Genomic DNA, 16581 nt, shown 5'->3' on the forward strand with positions numbered 1-16581 from the left:
CCCTCATGGCCAGCCTGGCCGCAGGCATCGCGCATGCCGAGCCGCCACTGCTGCCAACGCCCCGGCTCTCGCCGCAGTCGCTGGGCGCCGTCGCCTCCATCGACCGGGTCAAGCTGGCCCTGCTCTGGCTGGCGCAAGACCACCCCGAGGTACTGAGCGCACAGGCGGCCGTCTCCACCAGCGGCTATGAGCTGGACGCCACCAAGACCGCGCGCTACCCACGCCTGAAGGTCGGCACCTCAGCCGGCAACTCCAATGTGGGTACGGTCAGTGGCAGCTCGCAGTCGTATTCCGTCTTCAGTGCCGACGTGCGCATGGCACTCATCGACGGCGGCGGCATGTCCTCGCGCACCAGGGTTGCCGAGGCCCAGACCGAGGCCCAGCGCGAAGCCCTCAAATCCACGGTGCAGAAGGTCGTGCTCGATGCCTTCACCGCCTACCTGCAGGTCCAGCGCTACGACCTGAAGGCGCGTGTCGCCGAGCGCTCGGGCGAAGTGCTCAGCGATCTGCTGCGCATAGAGCAGCGGCGCGTCGACTTGGGGGCCACCGGCCAGAACGACCTGCGCATGGCCGCCTCGCGCCGCGCTAGCGTGCGTGCGCGGCAACAAGAGTTCGAGGCCCAGCGCTCTGACGCCAGCGGCAAGTTCGAGACCTACTTTCGCTTCTCGCCCAAGACCGACTTCCTGCCCACGCTGGCGGCGCCCGAGCAGTGGCTGCGCGCCACGCGCGAGGCCGCACTGCGCACCGCCGAAGACGGCAGCACCGAGCTGGCCGAGGCGCGCGACCAGATCGCCCGGGCCCGGGCGCAGGTTGAGTACCAGGAGGCCTCGCGCTTTCCCACGCTGGAAGCCGTCTACGGCCGCACCCACGACCCGCGCGGCATCCTGGTCACGCAGCCGACGCGGGTGGGCGTGGAACTCAACTGGAACTTCGGCAACGGCTTTGACGCCCAGTTGCGCATCCGCTCTGCGCTGGCCGAGGTAGACAACCAGCAAGCCAAGTTCGAGGCCGCGCGCCGCAACCTGATCGAGCTCACCGGCGCCTCTTGGGACCGCACCAACTCCGGCCGCGAGCGCGAACGCGAACTGCGCGAGGCCGTCGCAGAATCCGGCGCCGCCTTCCGCGGCCGCTGGCGCCTGCTGGAGTTCGGCCGCGAGACACTGCCGCGCGTGCTCGACGCGCAGGTGGACTACTACACGCTGCTGCAAGACTACGTCGACGCCGTGTACGACCTGCGCATCACCGAGCTTAGGCTGGCACGCGCCACCGGCCGGCTCATGGTGGCGCGCGACGGCGACAACGGCTGGATCGACACCGTATTCACCGGCGCCGCCCGGCCCGTGCTGGCCGGCGACGGCCTGGACGGCACGCTCTGCATCGCGCAGCGCGCCCCCTGCATGGCCAGCCCCGACGCCGGCACCGACGACACCGGCATAGCCCTGCGCCCGGCCGGAGAGATCAGGCCGCTGTAGCTGCGGGCGGGGGCAGGGCCCTCGGCAATGGCCGGGTTTGCGGGGAGTATTTTTTGTGAAAAGTGCCTCTAGCCCAGGTCCTGCCTGGGCTTGTAGCTATCTATTTGATAGTTGTGGCGACCAGCGCGGTTTACCCTCAAGACTCTTCCGGAATCCCTGGCTCGCCGTCCAGGATCTGGTACTTGCGCATCTTCTCCCACAGCACCTTGCGGCTGATGCCCAGCTCGTGGGCTGTGTCCTGGCGGCGCCAGTCGTTGTTCTCCAGCGCGGCAATGATGCGGTTGCGCTCGTTGCCGTTCCAGCGCCGGCGGTCGCCCTGCTGCTCGGCCCGCTCGGTCTCTGCGGGGGTGGGGGCCACGCCGCGCATGAGCTGCAGCGCCCGCTGGATCAGCACCTGGTCCCAGACGCCCATCTGCCGCACGATCACGCCCACCCGCTCGGCCAGGTTGCGCAACTGCCGCACGTTGCCCGGGAAGTACATGCCCGATATTGCATCGGTCAGCCAGTAGGGGATCTCTTGCAGGGACTTCTGCTCTTCACCCAGCACCGAGTTGAGGATGGCCTTGAAGATCGCGATCTTGTCGATCACCCCGCGCTCTTCCAGGCTGGGTACGTGCAGCTCGATCACCGCCAGGCGGTAGAACAGGTCGGCGCGGAAGTCGCCGCTGTTGACCATCTCGCGCAGGTCGCGGTTGGTCGCCGCCACCAGCCGGAAATCCAGCTTCACCGGCGAGGTCGAGCCCAGCCGCATCACCGCGTTGTCCTCCAGCACGCGCAGCAGCTTCACTTGCTGGTAGCGCGGCAGGTCGCCAATCTCGTCCAGGAACAGCGTGCCATTGGTGGCCTGCTCGAAGTAGCCCTTGTGCGCATACGCGGCGCCGGTGAAAGAGCCCTTGGCATGGCCAAAGAACAGCGACTCGAACAGGCCATCCGGGATCGCGCCGCAGTTCACCGCCACAAAAGGCCCGCGCCCGTAGCGGCTGTGGCCCAGGTGCAGGTTCTGCGCAATGCGCTCCTTGCCCACGCCGGTCTCGCCGCGCACCAGCACGTTGTGGTCGCAATCCGCAAAGGCGGTGACCTCGGTCAGCAGCGCCTGCATGCAGTCTGAATTGGCAATCAGCGCGCCGGGCTGCTGGATGGTCGCGCCATGCGCGCGCACCTGCCGCACCAGCTTGACCACCATCGTGCGCAGCTCTGCGCAGGTGAAGTCAAAGGGCAGCACATGCAGGTACTCCGGCGGGTAGCTGTGCGGCTGCCGGTCGCGCGACGCCGCACCCACCCAGATCACCGGCATGCCCTGCAGCACCTCCGCCGAAGGCGGCATGCCGCCGCTGTCGATCATGGACACGCTGATGATCGCCACCGCAGCACGGTGGGCGTCGCGGTCGCCAGGCAGCGGCAGGCCATCCGCACGGATCACATCCACCTCGAAGCTCGACATGCAGCGCGCAATGCGCTCCTGGATGTCGGCCTTGCCCTCCCAGACATAGAGGTCGAGGTCTTCGAAGTGGTCTTGGGTACGCATGGCGTGGAATCTGTAGTCTTTGGCAGAGGATGGAATGGGGGCGCTCTTCTGTGGGAAGTGGGCGTTATTGGACAAGCTCCGCATCGGTGTCGCACGTTAGCTGGCCACCGACTTCGGCGTTGGATAGGCCGATGCCCAACACATTGCCCAGCAGGGTGTTCAAGAGCGGGTCCAGCAGAGGGGAAAGCAGGCCTGAGACGACGCCTTGCAATAGGCTGATGACGCCACTCAGGGTATTGGTCAGTGCCGTAAGAACGTTCGCCAGTCCGCCATTTGCACTGCCTTGTGCGGGGATTGCCTTGAGGATGTTGAGACCTTGGAGGGTGCTGCTGACGGTGGAAACAATATTGGTTGCGCCAGGGACCGCTTGATAGTCGGCGGGCATCCAGGGCTGTCCGACGTTGTTCGGATTGGTGAATGTCAACGGGTTTGTCTGGGCAACAACCGGTATCTGGGCCTGGAGGGCCAGCCCGCCGCCGTAGTACGCCTTGCGGTTTGCCTCGTCGCACTTCACCGGGATCAAGCCCAGCAGGATGCGCGTGCAAGACATTTCACCAATGTCGAGCACTGGAACTGGTGCGGCTTGCGGTGGAGCTTTTGTGGCGAATGCAACCGCTTTCGTTGCAGCCCAGGTGTCGCCTAGCTTGCCTATCCGCAGATCAGCAAGAGCTGTTCGGGTCTGAGTAATCAGCGATTTATTGTTCGTCACGCAGCTATGTCCGGTGACCCATACGCCGGCGTTCCCCGCGTCCAAACTGATATCGAGCTTGACGGGGGGCGGGAGGATGTCGATGTCGGTCACGTTCTTCGTGCAGGCCAGCACGCAGGAGAGTACGTCGCCCAGCACGCTGAGGTTGAGGCTCAAAAGGCTGTTTAGCAAAGTGGTGACTGGTGAAAGTAGATTGGTAACGGCACCTAACAGCCCCGTCACTCCGTCGAGTGCGGGAAGCTCAACCGAGATCAATGTCCTGACCTGAGCCGTACTGATATAGATCTTGTTGTCTCCTAAGGGCGCGGCCTCGGCCAGCACAGGGTTGCCGACGGAACTGAACTGGGCCGGCTCGATGACCTTTACCGCGAGATTGATGTTCGCCAGTCCCAGCAGGGAGATCGGGACCTCTATCGCCACGGCATTTTTTGAGTTGGCGATCTCTGCAATGGCCTGCACCAGTTGCAGCACCTGTACGCCTGCGTTGAGGCCAGCAGAGGTGGTGCCGGTCTGGAGGTTCAGCAGTTCGCCCAGTGTTACGTCCAGGGTCGGGACTGCTGCGCTGATTGCCAGCAGTCCACTCAGCGCTGCGGCCGTGATCTGTGCTGTGTTACCGCCCTGGGGCAGGGCGGTGATCGCAGCATTGATCAGTTGGCCCAGCGAGACCTGGGTTCCTAGCAGTTGGTCGTAGTTCCCTGCCTGCAAACCCAGCTCGATATTGAGCGCATCCAGATAGTTGAGGAGGTTGATGTTGGCGTCTACCAGCCCCTGCCAGCCGGCAATCCCCAAGTTCAGGCTACCCCCGAGCATGCCGCCAATGACGGCATTGAGAAGACTGGACCTGGAGGCATCGACCGTGAGCAGCGTATTGCGGATGCTCAGCGCCGCAAGCGGCGTATTTATCTTGGCCGTTGCCGTGGCGCTGATGACGCGGGATGCGCTGTTCGTGCTGAAGACAAACCAGTACGGCACCGTGCGCGATACCGTGACGCGCACTGCATTGGGATTGGTTGTGGTCGCGGTGAATCGATCTCCGCTACTGTTGGCTGTCGCGGACCACACGCCGCAGTCTGGGCCTTCCGTGATGGCGAACGCCTGCGTTGGAGTACGCGCATTGAGCAGTGCACTTTCGCGGGAGGTCTGCTGTGCCGTTGGGCAACTCTGCAGAACTCTTTGAGCCCCCGCCAGCGCGGCCATGTCGGCTACGCGCTGCGCTTCGCGGCGCTGCCAGAAGATGTTGCCGATATCGATGCTCATCAGGCAGATCAAGGCCACCGTGATCCAGAGGGCGCCCAGCACGGCAGCGGAGCCGCGCTGACGTGTGGCAGACCGGGGGGGGCGCAGCGAAGATCGGCGTTTCATGATGCCGTTGTCTTCAGGTACACCACTGCTCTTCCGGTCAGCGTGGCAGGGGTTGGAAGGCTCAGCAGCGGGCCCAGCAGCGGTGGTACCAGGGGTGCGGCCGCATAGTTGTAGGTCACGACTACCGAGTAGCAGGCGTACCCGGCCACAGTACAAGATGCCTGGCTGGTTACCAGCGTCGGAGTGGGGCAGAGGGGCGTCTGCGGAAGCCAAGTAAGCGACGCCTGGGCAACATTGCAGGCAGTCGTCTGACGGGCTGGCAGTGAGGTTTGATAACGCAGCATCGCCCGCGCCCCCTCAGAGGCCGCCAAGGTCAATGATTGCTGCGCGACCATGATCAGCGCATACGTAACGATCGCGTAGAAGATCAGGAAGAAGACCGGAAAGATGATCGCGAACTCGATCGCCGTCGCGCCGCGCAGCCGGCGCCGGCAGTGACGGGGAAGGGTTGAACGGGTTCGGGTCATGGCACACCTCCTTCTGGTGCAACGGCGGCTACTGCTTGCCGGTGTCGCTTGTGGTCGCGGTGAAATTTGCGGGGATCGGCAGCTTGAAGCTGTCGAGGTAGCGCTGATAGCTCAGCGTTGCCACGTCGCCCGCTATCGGTCGGCGGGTGGTGGATGCGTAGTTGCCCTCGCGCTGCATGTCCAGCAGCGTGCGTGTGGCGTCACCCACGCGCAGGGGCGCGGCGGGGGCCGCCTGCAGGGGCACGCCCCAGGGTTCGGCGGGCACGACCGTGGCGGTTTCCACGGGGGGCGCGTCCACCGCGCTTTCAGGGGGCCTTTCCTGCGTGGCGGGTGGGGTGCCTTGCGCTGCGCATTGCGCTGCCAGGCCCAGTGCCAGCGCGGCACCGAATGCAAGCCGTTGGAAGGAGGTCATGGCGGTTTTCCTTTCGAAGGGGCGGGCGGTCATGGGGTGTTCCGTATGCGGGCCGACATCCAGCCCGAGGTCTTCAGCACCAGCGGGGCGCTGACGGCGGCTTCGTGGATGACCGGGAGCTCCGGCGTCTCCTGGCTGGTGGCGGCGACGGTAGCGGTAGTGGGCGGCGGCGCGGCGGCATGCAGGCCCATGCTCTTGGCTTCTTGCGCAATGGCGGCGCGGGTCTCACTGGGCAGGCGGCTCTCGTCCATCAGCGCCTGTGCCAGTGCGGGCTTGTCTTCGGCCAGCAGCAAAAGCGCAATGTTGCCCAGTACCTTGGGGTTTTCCGGCAGCAGTTGCTGCGCCTGCATCAGCGGCATGCGCGCGGCCTCCAAGCGGCCGGCCCGCATCTGGGCATAGCCCAGGTCGTTCAGCAGCAGGCCGTCGGTGGGTGTCTGGCGCCGGGCGTCTTCCAGCAAGTCTGCGGCCTGGGCGAAATCGCCACGCGCGCCGGCCAGCAGGCCGCGCCCGTGGTAGGCCGCGGTTTGCTGCGGCGTGCCGGCCAATTGCAGGTAGATCTTCTCGCTCTGCTCAAGCTGGCCGGTCTGGCGCAGCGCGTCGGCCCGCAGGCGCTGGGACTCCGGCGATGCGCCCCATTGCTGCTCCAGTGCGTCGATATGGGCCAGTGATGCAAACCAGAGCCCGTTCTGCTGCATGCGGCTCACCAGCGTCAGGTAAGAGGCCTGGCTGTCGCGGTGCGGCGCGGCATCGGTCGGGGCCGCCGTCTCGGTGATGCGCGGCGGTGGCGGTGTTGCCACACCGTAGCCGTTGGGCGGGCTGCTGCTGCATGCGGCCAGCAGCAGGGCGGTGGTGGCAATGGCTGCTGCGCGCGCCGGCGCTGCCACCAATGTGCGTGGGGAGGTTTTCATTTCGCCATGGCTCCCAGTGAGCGGATCACGGCCAGGAAGCCGGGGCCCGCGGTGATGATGATCAGAGAGGGCAGCAGGGTGACGACCATCACGCCGGTCATCTTCACCGTGATGCGGCCGATGCGCTCCTTCATGTCGGATTGGCGCCGCTCGCGCAGGCGTTCGCCAAACAGGCGCAGTGGCTCCTGCACCGCTCCGCCATGCCGGTCAGACTGCACCATCATGGCCACCAGGCTGGCCAGGTTGTCGTTGCCGTACAAATGGCCAAAGCGCCGCAGCGAATGCTCGCGCGACCGCCCCTGCTGGTAGTGGCGGTTGGCAATGGCCAGCTCCGGCGCCAGCACCTTGAGCACGGGCACGAACTCGGTGGCGATCACATGCAGGCTCTGGTCCAGGCTCAGGCCCACGCCCTGCAACAGGCGCAGCAGGTCCACGAACAGCGGCAGCTCGTGCGCGGCCCGCGCGCGCCGTCGCGCGGCGCGGCGTGCCAGCAGCCACTTGGGCAGCATGAAGCCCACGCAGAACAGCACGGCCAGTATCAAAAATCCCATGTCCAGGGCCGTGATGGCCGGCCATAACACCCAGGCCAGCACGGGCAGCAAGAAGCAGAGCAGGGCGCGGGTGATGAGCAGCAGCAACTGCGTGCGGGCGGAGGGCAGGCCGCACTGCTCTATCAACTGGCGGTCTTCGTCGGCCACCAGCAGGCGGCCCAGCCGGTGGTCCAGCCAATGCAGGGGCAGGCCCCGTTCCAGGTCGGGCTCAGGGGCGGCCTCGGCGCGGTCGATGGCGCGTATGCCCAGGCTCGGCGTGGCGTCGGTCGATAGATCAGGGTCCACGGCCTGCAGGCGGTCGTCGATGGCATGGGCAATGCGCGTGCTGGCGCGGTGCCGCTGCAGCTCGCCGGCCACCAGGTAGCCGGCAAATACCAGCAGCCCGCAGGCCAGCAGCAGCACGCCGATCATGATGAGTTTCTGGGTGTCCATGGCCATTACTCCAGGCGTGCCAGGCGGTAGAGCAGGATGCCGCCCAGTATCTGCAGGGCCAGCGCGGCCCAGAGCAGGATTTGTCCGGTGGGGTCGTTCCACATGTGCAGGAAGTAGGCAGCATTGAGCGTCACGATCATCGAGCCCACCAGCACCGGCAGCAGGCCCAGCACCCAAGCCGACAGGCGCGTTTCTGACGACAGCGCCAGCAGCTCGTGCTCGGCCTGGGAGCGGTCGCGCATGAAGTGGGCCATGCGGTCCAGCAACTGGTCGGCGCGGCCGCCGTAGCGCGTGCCCAGCCCCAGCACGGCGGCCAGCATGTGCATTTCTTCCAGGCGGGTGTGGTGCGCGGTCTGCAGCAGCGCCTGGTCCAGGTCGGCGCCTACGCGCACGCGGCGGTCCACGTTGTCCAGGTGCAGCCGCAGCGGCGGCTTGGCGGTCTGGGCCGCGTACTGGTAGGCCGCATGGATCGAGTTGCCCACGGTCAGCAGGTGCACCATGGCATCGAGGAAGTCCGGCAACTGCTCGACGATCTTCTTGCGCATCTTCTGCAGCCGCCGCCAGATGACGAAGGTCGTCAGCAGCAAGGTGCCGGGAATGCTCAAGACCAGCGCCAACGGGCCGCCCACGGCCGCCGCGCCACCCCATACCAGCAGCAGCAGGGCGGCCGCAACGCACAGCCCGCGCACGGACACCACGCCCAGCAGCCATCCGGGCAGCACGATGCTGGCCCGGCGGGCCGAGCGCGAGGCGGGCTCTGCATCGTCGCCGGCCCGTTCGGTTTGCGGGTTGTTGCCCCAGGCGCCCCAGGCCGGGCTGGGTTCGGTGGCGGCTACATCCAGCTGGCGCTCCAGGTGCTGCACCGCCTGCTGGCGGCTCTGGCGCGTTTGCGCGCCGCCCCACAGCAGCAGGCCGCCCGCCCCCAGCAGCAGCGCCAGTGCCAGCATGAACACCAGGATGCTAGGCATTGCGTTCTCCGTTCTGCCGCTGTAGCGCCTGGCGGAAGCGTGCCAGCTTGGGTGCGTGCGGCGCGATGCCCAGAGACACCCAGCGCTCGCGTTCTTCGCCTTGCGGGCCGTGTGTCACCTCATGGCGGTACAGCTCCTGCATGGCCACCATGTTGTCGTTGACGCCAGTGATCTCGGTGACCGAGACAATGCGGCGCTGCCCGTTGGACAGCCGCCCGATCTGCAGCACGAAATCCACCGCATTGGCGATCTGCCGGCGCAGGCTGACCTCGCTGCCCTGGTAGCCCGCAAAGCCGGCCAGCATCTCCAGCCGGTAGAGGCATTCGCGCGGCGAACTGGCGTGGATGGTGCCCATCGAGCCGTCGTGGCCGGTGTTCATGGCCTGCATCATCTCGATCACTTCCGCGCCGCGCACCTCACCCACGATGATGCGGTCCGGCCGCATGCGCAGGCTGTTGCGCAGCAGGTCGCGGATAGAGATCACGCCCGCGCCGTCGAAGCCGCCGGGGCGGCTTTCCAGCCGCACCACATGTGGGTGGTTCAGCGAGAGTTCGGCCGTGTCCTCGATGGTGATGACCCGCTCTGTCTCGGGAATGAAGCTCGCCAGCGCATTGAGCAGCGAGGTCTTGCCCGAACTGGTGCCGCCACTCACCAGGATGTTGCAGCGTGCCTTCACCGCCATCTCCAGCAGCTGCGACATGGCCGCGTCCATGGTGCCCAACTGCACCAGCTCGGCCGGGCGCAGCGGGTCCTTGCGAAATTTGCGGATCGATACCGAAGGGCCATTGAGCACCAGCGGCTCTATCACCACGTTGATGCGCCCGCCCTCGGGCAGGCGTGCATCCACCATGGGGTTGGATTCGTCCAGGCGGCGGCCAATCGGCGCCAGGATGCGGCGCACGATGCGCAGCAGGTGTTCGTCGTCGGTAAAGCGCAGCGTCTCGCGCTGCAGAATGCCGCGCCGCGACACATAGACATGCTTGTGCCCGTTGATCAGGATGTCTTCCACCGCCGGGTCGCGCAGCAGGTCTTCCAGCGGGCCAAAACCGGCCAGCTCCTTGGTCAGCGCCTCGGCCACCAGATGGGTTTCGCCCTCGTTGATCGGCACGCGCTGCAGGCGCACGAAGCTGTCCAGCTCCAATGCCACGAATTGGCCCACGGCGGCGCGCGACCAGCGGCCGAACTCGGCCCCCAGCTCTTCTATGCGCGTCAGCAGGTGATCGTGCGCCCGGGCCTTGATGTCCTGGAACTGCTGCGACTCGGCAAAGGCCTTGCGGTTGTCCGCGAATTCAAGGTCAGGTGTCATGGGCGGTCTCTCCTCTGGTCTTTCCACCGGCCGGTGATCTGGGTCATGAGCGTGGACCAACCGTGTCCCTGCTGGGGAGATGCGGCATCCGGCAAGGTCGGCAGCAGGCTCTTGGCCAGCGCGAAAACGGCCTGGGCATAGGGGTCGGAGCGGTGCGACTGGACCAGCAGCTCGCCCCGGCTGGCGGCTGCCAGCAGCACCTGCGGGCGCGCCGGCAGCACATGGACCAGGCCTACGCCCAGGCGCTCGGCGATGTCCCGCGCCGGCAGGCCGGCGCCGGGCTCGAAGCGGTTGACGATCAAGGCCAGCCGGTCGTCGGCCACGCCGGCTTCGCGCAGGCGCCCCAGCAGCGCGGCGGTGGAGACGATGGCGCCTATGCCCTGGTCGCAGACGACCCAGACCCGCCCTGCGCTGCGCGCCACCTGCGCCACGAAGTCGGGCGCCGCGCAGCCGCCCAGGTCGGCGATCCGCACGGCGTAGAAGTCGCCAAGCTTGCGCAGCAGCAGCTCTGCGTCGGCCAGCGAGATCTCGCGTATCTGCGACAGCTTGGCTGGCAGCGGCAGCACCGATGTGCCGCTGGCATGCTGGGCCAAGGCTGTTTGCAGCAGCGTGCGGTCGAGGCGCTGCAGGTTCTGCACGCCATCGACAAAGTGGAAGTCGCTCTTCAGGTTGAGGTAGAGCAGGCCGTCGCGCTCGGGCATGCCCAGGTCCAGCAGCACGGTGCCGCGCAGCGCTTGTGTGGCGGCGCCGGCCCTTTTGTCCAGCAGCTCTTGCACTGCCACGGCAAGGTGGGTGGCCAGCGTGGTCGTGCCCAGGCCGGCGCGCGCGCCCACCAGCGCCAGGCTGGTGGCAGGCATGCCGTCGCGGGGGGCGCCTTTGCGGCCCCCGCGCCGCTCGCTGAGCATGCGCAGGGTTTGCGGCACCTCGGTGGCCGGCCCGGCCATGTCGATGAACTCGTCCACGCCGGCGCGCAGGGCGGCCAGCATGCTGGCCGGCTGGGTCGACAGGCCTATGCCGATCACGGGCAGGTCTGGCTGCTCGCGCCGCAGCAGCTCCAGCAGCGCCGGGGTCTGCTGTGCCTGCGCCATTACAAAGTCGAGGAACACGGCCCGTGGCCGCAACGTGGCCAGGCGCTCTACCAGCACCAGCGGGCTGGGCAATATCGGCTCCACCGCGCCGTGGCCTTCCATGGCGTCGCAGAGCCAGCGAATGTGCGTGCCCTCATCCGAGACAAAGAGATGCACTGCGCCCACAGGGGCGGCGGCAGGCGGTGGCGACATCTGCATAGGCACGGCCTTCGGTCAGCGCGAGAAACCCGGGAGCGCATCCCGCGTGGGCTTGCCCACGAAGTAAGAACTCCAGCCCGGCGTGGCGGTTTGCTCTGCGCGCCCGGGCAGCATGCCATCCAGGTTGGTGCCGCGCGCCATGGGCTTGACCAGCCGGGGGGTGACGATGATCACCAGCTCGGTCTCTTTCTGCTGGTAGTTCTGGCGCTTGAAGAAGGCCCCCAGGATGGGCAGGTCGCCCAGCATGGGCACCTTGTCCACATTGGAGATGGTGGTGCGGCTGACCAGCCCGCCAATGGCAAAGCTTTCGCCGTCGCCCAGCTCCACCGTGGTGTCGGCGCGGCGCGTGGTGATGGCCGGCACCGAGACGCCATTGAGCGTGACCGCATTGGTGTAGTCGAGGTCGCTGGCCTCTGGCGCCACCTTGAGGACGATGCGCTCGTCAGACAGCACCGTGGGCGTGAGCGTCAGGCCAATGCCAAAGGGCTTGTAGCGGATGCTGACCGTGCCTAGGCCCTGCGGCACCGGCACCGGGATTTCGCCACCCGCAAGAAAGCTGGCGCTCTGGCCCGACAGCGCCACCAGCGTAGGCGCTGCCAGTACCCGCGCCAGGCCATTGCCCTCCAGCAGGCTCAGGTTGACGCCGATCCCGGCCTTGCCGAAATTCAGCAACAGGTTGAAGGCCTGCGCATAGGGCGATGTCGAGGTGGCGGTGATCGCCCCGCCGGGGCCCATGGTGAAACTGCTGAGGCTGGACGGCGTGAAGGAGCCAAAGTTGAAGCCGTGGCTGTTGGGCCCCGTGCCCATGATGTTCAGGCCGGCCTGTTGCAGCACGGTCTTGCTGAATTCCACCACCCTGACATCGACCTGCACGGTATGGCTGGCCACGCCGATGCGGGTGCGGTCCAGCAGCAGGGGTTTGTCGCCGCGCGCGGCGGCGGCTTCTTCCAGGGCCTGGCGGTGTTCGGGCAGGCCGGGCAGTTCGTCGTCCAGCGCATCGACGCGGCGGCGCACGTCCACCGCATAGATGCGGGCCGCTGCCGCGCCCTTTTCCCACACCATCACGGTCGTGCTGCCGGGCGCCTTGCCGGTGATGAACAGGCGCGCTGCCGGCGAGTTGCGGCCCTTGCGCGTGATGGCCACGCCAGCCACGGACTCGTCGGCAATGGCGACCCGGTCCACACCAGCCTCGAACACCCGCTCCTGCTGCGCGCCGACCAGCACGGCCAGTGCTTCCATGGGCGCATCGGCAGGCCAGGCCGGGCTGGCCAGACCCAGCAGCAGGGAGGTCAAGAGGGCAGGAAGTGGGCGAAGGGTCATGGCGATCCTCGATCAGCAGTTTTTGGGTATCTCAGTTCTTCATGGCACAGAAGGCCGCGGAGCAGGCCAAGCGCAGACATCCGCGGAACCGGCTTTGCCGGGCCGCTGGATGTGCCCCCTTGAGGGGGGAGGCGAAGACGCGAAGCGCGCAGCCTGGGGGTGTTCCATAGTCAATACTGAAGAAGCTCTTGCTTGTCGCCGCGAATGAGTTCGACGGACAGGCGGTCGCTGGCAGGGGGCGTGGCCGCCTTGCGCGGCGAGGAGCGGGTGGTGACCTGTGTGGCGGCCGCGCGCACGACCGTGGCCGGGCGCTGCACGCCGCCGTCCACCAGGCTGGCAACGGCCAGGCCGGCCTGCGCCCGGTCCAGGCCCTGCAAGGGGCCGCGCGGCGGCGTGCCTGGCTTTGCGGCCGTGGGTTGCAGGGCGGTGGGCAGTTCGGCAAACAGCGAAGGGTCGGGCAGGGCTTCGTCCTTGGGGTTGCGCAGGGCCAGCAGCAGCCGGCCGCTGGCTTCTCCCAGTACCAGGCGGTCTATGTCTTCCACCGGCACGGCCAGCACGGCGGTACGGGGCTGGGCGTTGCGCTGCTGTTGGGGCGCGGCGGTTTTCCCGTTTGCCGGGGCTTCGTCGGGGCCGTCCAGCGAGGCGCCGCCGTAGGCCAGCACCCGCTTCCTGGCGAGCAGCAGGCGCGCCTGGCTGCGGTCGATCTCGCCGTTGTCGCGCTTGAGCAGGAAGAACACGTCCACCATGTCGCCCGGCTCTATGCGGTGGCCAACGCCATTGGTCTCGTCCACCTTGACGGCAATGGCGCGTTCGCCCTCGGCCACGCGCAAGGCCAGGCCGATAGAGAGCTGTGTTGCCAGCACCGGCGTGCCGGGCCCCAGGTCCAGCACCGGCACCCGGCCAACCGCATCGGCCGTGGTGCGATAGGCGCCGGCGGGGTCTATGGGCAGTTGCTCCACGCGCAGGTCTGCTTCTTCCAGAGTCTTGCCCGCAGGCACTGCGCGGCTGGCTACCACCACCGACTGCAGCGCGGTGGCGGGTGCCGCTGGTGTGCTGGATGCCGCAACTGGCGGGCGCGGCGCCGGGTTGCGGCTCAGGAACCAGGCATAGCCGCCCAGCGCCAGTCCGATCACGATCATGAGGATGGCGGCGATCTTGGTGAGGTGGCCCATGGCAAATGTCCTGCGTGGTTGGCGGTGGAAATGGGAGGCGCTGTACTAAAGCTCGCTGGGGATGCTTGCTTGCGGTGCCGGCAGGCCCGGCATGGCCGGTTCGCCGGAGCCTGTGGCTGCCGTGGTGCAGGTGGCGGCTGCGTCAGCGCATGGCAGGCTGGCCACCGGCTGCACGGCATGGTCGGCCAGCAGCACCGGCTGAGCAGCGCCTGGGCGCCCGGGCGCGGTGGTGGCCCGGGCATAGGGCGCCTGGGCTTGGGCTTGGAATGGGGTGAGGGCGCGTGTGCCGGTATCGGGCGTGCGCAGCGCTATCGGGCTGCTGCCGGGCAGTGCGCGCTGCTCTGCCAGCGTCAGTACGGAGGTAACGATGGCGTACAGCGCCAGCAGGCAGGCCGGGGACAGCAGTGCCAGCTCAAGGACCACGCCGCCACGCTGTACGACATTGCCAGACCGGTGACCCGTTGTCAGCACTCGCAGGGGCGTCTTCATGGTCGAATCCTCCGGTTGGGCGAGGCGTTGAACGGCGGTCTGTCTTCGATCGGCGGGTTCAGCGCTCCGTACTTGTCTTCAGCGTTGTCTTCAACGCACAGCCAGGACCACCAGGGCGGCCATGGCAAGGTAGCTTGCATACGGGATGCAGCGGCGGCGTGGGCCGGCGGGCGGCGTGTCGTCGCCTGCCGGCATGGCCGCAGGCCCGGGCGGCCCCGCCAGTGCCTGGTAGAGCACCGGCGGCAAGGGGTAGCGTTGCAGCACCAGCCAGGCCAGCGCATGCACCGCCGCCAGCACACTGGCCAGGCACCAGATCGGCAGCAGTGCCTGCACGCCAAACCACAGGCCCAGCACGCCGGCGAACTTCACGTCTCCTGCGCCCATCCACCCCAGCGGGTAGAAGGGCAGCAGTACACAGAAGCCGATCGCCATGCCCGCCAGCGCCTGCCAGTGGCCTATGCCAAGGGGTTGCACCCCGGGCACCAGGGCGATGGCCCCGGCAATGACCCCGGCCAGCAGCAGGCGGTTGGGAACGCGGCGTTCGCGCCAGTCGCAGACCAGGACAGCCAGGAGCAGAAGCAGAAGGCATGCACGCGCTGCTATTTGCATTAGCTTGCGGGTGCTGCGGGGAGCGCGCCCGCGATGGCCTCGAATACGCGCACAAGCGCTTCTCTCACATTTCCCAATGTGGCCACAAGAGCCACTGCAATTAACCCGGCAATAAGCCCATACTCAATAGCAGTAGCGCCTTCTTCGTCACGGAGGAAGCGAGTGATAAACGTGCTCATGAGAACTCCTTAATAAAACAAAGTTGCAATACCCACCCGCCCTGACTACTTATTGGTTAGGAACCTGCGGATTACCGTTGTTAATAAGACTGAATATCTTTCTCGACCTATCGCCTGCAAGTGCTTGTGTTGGTATGTCTATTCTTTCACGCTGCGTGTATCCATGGTAACCAAATTTATCCGTTATGAAGGAACACACAATACCCGTTGGGTTTCTTGCTAACGCTGGACTGGCTTTGCGGTGCTCTCTTTTTGCTTAATCTTGTTACGGTGTTACGGGTAACATTTGAATAATGGGGCGTAACGGTGACAGGGAAACTTCTACTTGAATAGTTGAATTCCTTGGCAGTCCCTAGGGAAACTCTCTAAATAGACCGCCCGACAAGGCTGGCATGAAAATCTCCAGCCGGTGAGTAAGTTGCTGACCACTCTAGGCTCCGTATGGGCCGGGGGCGAATTACAGGGCATTACGTTGGCTTGGGGCGGGCGCTTGTTACCCCTCCCATGGAGCATGAAACGTGACATCAGGGGCGTTTGGGGCACCGCGCCACTCGCGGGCGATAGCGGGCGCGGCATGGCCGGGTGGCCGCTGCGCGCGGGAGCTTGGGGATCTTGCGCAGCGTTTGCGCTGAACTTTTCGTAACTGCTCAGCCCCCACACCGCTCGGGCTGAGCTTGTCGAAGCCCTGCCACGCATCACCAAGCCCTTCGACAGGCTCAGGGCGAACGGGGGTGAGTAGTTACAACTTTTCTAGCGAAAAGTGCCATTAGCCCAGGCGCAGCCTGGGCTGTAAGCTATCAATTTGATAGTTTTGGCTTGCAGGCCGCGCTGCAAGGGCGCCTGGAAGGGGCCGCGCTGTTCAGCGCTTGGCGGGGCCGGTGGCGTCAGCGATGGCCTTGGCGCGCTCGGCCTTGGCGCGCAGCGGGGCGTTGGCGGGGTCCAGCTCTGCGCCGCGGGTATAGGAGGCGCGCGCCAACTGCATATAGACGTTACCCAGGTTCTCGTAGGCGGTGGTGTACGAGGGGTTGAGGCGCACGGCGGCCTCCAGGGATTCCAGGGCGCCGGTCCATTGGCCGTCGGCGGCCTGGAGCACGGCCAGGTTGTTGAAGGGTTCGGCTAGGCTGGGGTAGTCCTGGGTCAGTTGCTTGAGGGTGGCGATGGCCTCGGCGCGCTGGCCCAGCTCGCTCTGCAGCGTGCCCTTGAGGAAGCGCATCTGCGGATCGCGCGGCCGCGACTCAAGAAATGCGTTGGCCTTGGCCAGGGCCTCGGTGTTGTTGCCGGCACGCATGAGGGCGTCTACGTCGTCGTACTCCGACGCCCAGGCCGGCGACAGGTGCAGGGCGGTGAGCAGGGCGGCCAGGGGCAGGGTGCGCAGAGCAAGAAGGCGGACGGATTTCATGCGTATGGTTCCTTG

General features: G+C 66.6%; 16 protein-coding genes. 1 reads left to right on the forward strand and 15 read right to left on the reverse strand.

Translation table 11 applies throughout. From position 1 onward, the window contains the following. Positions 1-5 precede the first annotated feature (5 nt). On the forward strand, positions 6-1472 hold the full coding sequence (locus tag AAFF27_04945; protein ID XAH24542.1) for a TolC family protein: 1467 nt from the start codon (positions 6-8) through the stop codon (positions 1470-1472). A 136-nt stretch (positions 1473-1608) separates the two neighbouring features. Here the strand turns inward: AAFF27_04945 and AAFF27_04950 are convergent, their stop codons facing one another. From AAFF27_04950 to AAFF27_05020, 15 genes are all read right to left on the reverse strand, one after another. Beyond that, entirely contained in the window at positions 1609-2997 is a 1389-nt protein-coding gene (locus AAFF27_04950; GenBank protein ID XAH24543.1) for a sigma-54 dependent transcriptional regulator, read from the reverse strand. 64 nt (positions 2998-3061) lie between these two features. Further along, positions 3062-5068, reverse strand: a complete 2007-nt coding sequence (locus tag AAFF27_04955) for a TadG family pilus assembly protein (protein XAH24544.1) — start codon at positions 5066-5068, stop codon at positions 3062-3064. Further along, positions 5065-5535, reverse strand: coding sequence for a TadE/TadG family type IV pilus assembly protein (locus AAFF27_04960; GenBank protein XAH24545.1), 471 nt, complete (start codon positions 5533-5535; stop codon positions 5065-5067). Before AAFF27_04960 ends, AAFF27_04955 begins: the two co-directional genes overlap by 4 nt. Before the next feature lie 28 nt (positions 5536-5563). Further along, entirely contained in the window at positions 5564-5947 is a 384-nt protein-coding gene (locus AAFF27_04965; GenBank protein ID XAH24546.1) for a DUF3613 domain-containing protein, read from the reverse strand. Positions 5948-5976: 29 nt separating this feature from the next. Further along, positions 5977-6855: a hypothetical protein gene (locus AAFF27_04970; GenBank protein XAH24547.1), complete on the reverse strand. Its 879-nt coding sequence runs from the start codon at positions 6853-6855 to the stop codon at positions 5977-5979. Beyond that, positions 6852-7838 (reverse strand): type II secretion system F family protein, encoded by a 987-nt coding sequence (locus AAFF27_04975; GenBank protein ID XAH24548.1) that lies wholly within the window; start codon positions 7836-7838, stop codon positions 6852-6854. The genes AAFF27_04970 and AAFF27_04975 overlap by 4 nt, the downstream gene beginning before the upstream one ends. A 5-nt stretch (positions 7839-7843) precedes the next feature. Then, a complete protein-coding gene (locus AAFF27_04980; GenBank protein XAH24549.1) occupies positions 7844-8806 on the reverse strand; it encodes a type II secretion system F family protein in 963 nt (320 codons plus the stop codon). After that, positions 8799-10112, reverse strand: a complete 1314-nt coding sequence (locus tag AAFF27_04985; protein ID XAH24550.1) for a CpaF family protein — start codon at positions 10110-10112, stop codon at positions 8799-8801. Before AAFF27_04985 ends, AAFF27_04980 begins: the two co-directional genes overlap by 8 nt. Then, positions 10109-11398, reverse strand: a complete 1290-nt coding sequence (locus AAFF27_04990; protein XAH24551.1) for a histidine kinase — start codon at positions 11396-11398, stop codon at positions 10109-10111. Before AAFF27_04990 ends, AAFF27_04985 begins: the two co-directional genes overlap by 4 nt. A gap of 15 nt (positions 11399-11413) precedes the next feature. Next, positions 11414-12718 carry a type II and III secretion system protein family protein gene (locus AAFF27_04995; GenBank protein ID XAH24552.1) on the reverse strand — a complete coding sequence of 435 codons (1305 nt, stop codon included), beginning with the start codon at positions 12716-12718 and terminating at the stop codon, positions 11414-11416. Positions 12719-12888: 170 nt separating this feature from the next. After that, positions 12889-13890 (reverse strand): Flp pilus assembly protein CpaB, encoded by a 1002-nt coding sequence (gene cpaB, locus AAFF27_05000; GenBank protein XAH24553.1) that lies wholly within the window; start codon positions 13888-13890, stop codon positions 12889-12891. Positions 13891-13935: 45 nt separating this feature from the next. Beyond that, a complete protein-coding gene (locus tag AAFF27_05005) occupies positions 13936-14379 on the reverse strand; it encodes a hypothetical protein (protein XAH24554.1) in 444 nt (147 codons plus the stop codon). Positions 14380-14469: 90 nt separating this feature from the next. Further along, on the reverse strand, positions 14470-14988 hold the full coding sequence (locus tag AAFF27_05010; GenBank protein ID XAH24555.1) for an A24 family peptidase: 519 nt from the start codon (positions 14986-14988) through the stop codon (positions 14470-14472). Further along, complete coding sequence (locus AAFF27_05015; GenBank protein ID XAH24556.1) at positions 14988-15167, reverse strand: Flp family type IVb pilin; 180 nt, start codon at positions 15165-15167, stop codon at positions 14988-14990. Before AAFF27_05015 ends, AAFF27_05010 begins: the two co-directional genes overlap by 1 nt. 859 nt (positions 15168-16026) lie before the next feature. Further along, the gene (locus AAFF27_05020) at positions 16027-16566 is read right to left on the reverse strand and encodes a tetratricopeptide repeat protein (GenBank protein XAH24557.1); all 540 of its coding nucleotides are present in this window, start codon (positions 16564-16566) and stop codon (positions 16027-16029) included. Positions 16567-16581: the final 15 nt, after the last annotated feature.

The sequence above is a fragment of the Xylophilus sp. GW821-FHT01B05 genome, assembly GCA_038961845.1.
Lineage (GTDB): Bacteria > Pseudomonadota > Gammaproteobacteria > Burkholderiales > Burkholderiaceae_C > Xylophilus.

What these genes read in the sequence shown, in the direction of transcription:
- AAFF27_04945 (XAH24542.1), top strand. Translation starts at nt 6, where the DNA reads ATGGCCAGCCTGGCCGCAGGCATCGCGCATGCCGAGCCGCCACTGCTG.
- AAFF27_04950 (XAH24543.1), bottom strand. Translation starts at nt 2,997, where the DNA reads ATGCGTACCCAAGACCACTTCGAAGACCTCGACCTCTATGTCTGGGAG.
- AAFF27_04955 (XAH24544.1), bottom strand. Translation starts at nt 5,068, where the DNA reads ATGAAACGCCGATCTTCGCTGCGCCCCCCCCGGTCTGCCACACGTCAG.
- AAFF27_04960 (XAH24545.1), bottom strand. Translation starts at nt 5,535, where the DNA reads ATGACCCGAACCCGTTCAACCCTTCCCCGTCACTGCCGGCGCCGGCTG.
- AAFF27_04965 (XAH24546.1), bottom strand. Translation starts at nt 5,947, where the DNA reads ATGACCTCCTTCCAACGGCTTGCATTCGGTGCCGCGCTGGCACTGGGC.
- AAFF27_04970 (XAH24547.1), bottom strand. Translation starts at nt 6,855, where the DNA reads ATGAAAACCTCCCCACGCACATTGGTGGCAGCGCCGGCGCGCGCAGCA.
- AAFF27_04975 (XAH24548.1), bottom strand. Translation starts at nt 7,838, where the DNA reads ATGGACACCCAGAAACTCATCATGATCGGCGTGCTGCTGCTGGCCTGC.
- AAFF27_04980 (XAH24549.1), bottom strand. Translation starts at nt 8,806, where the DNA reads ATGCCTAGCATCCTGGTGTTCATGCTGGCACTGGCGCTGCTGCTGGGG.
- AAFF27_04985 (XAH24550.1), bottom strand. Translation starts at nt 10,112, where the DNA reads ATGACACCTGACCTTGAATTCGCGGACAACCGCAAGGCCTTTGCCGAG.
- AAFF27_04990 (XAH24551.1), bottom strand. Translation starts at nt 11,398, where the DNA reads ATGCAGATGTCGCCACCGCCTGCCGCCGCCCCTGTGGGCGCAGTGCAT.
- AAFF27_04995 (XAH24552.1), bottom strand. Translation starts at nt 12,718, where the DNA reads ATGACCCTTCGCCCACTTCCTGCCCTCTTGACCTCCCTGCTGCTGGGT.
- cpaB (XAH24553.1), bottom strand. Translation starts at nt 13,890, where the DNA reads ATGGGCCACCTCACCAAGATCGCCGCCATCCTCATGATCGTGATCGGA.
- AAFF27_05005 (XAH24554.1), bottom strand. Translation starts at nt 14,379, where the DNA reads ATGAAGACGCCCCTGCGAGTGCTGACAACGGGTCACCGGTCTGGCAAT.
- AAFF27_05010 (XAH24555.1), bottom strand. Translation starts at nt 14,988, where the DNA reads ATGCAAATAGCAGCGCGTGCATGCCTTCTGCTTCTGCTCCTGGCTGTC.
- AAFF27_05015 (XAH24556.1), bottom strand. Translation starts at nt 15,167, where the DNA reads ATGAGCACGTTTATCACTCGCTTCCTCCGTGACGAAGAAGGCGCTACT.
- AAFF27_05020 (XAH24557.1), bottom strand. Translation starts at nt 16,566, where the DNA reads ATGAAATCCGTCCGCCTTCTTGCTCTGCGCACCCTGCCCCTGGCCGCC.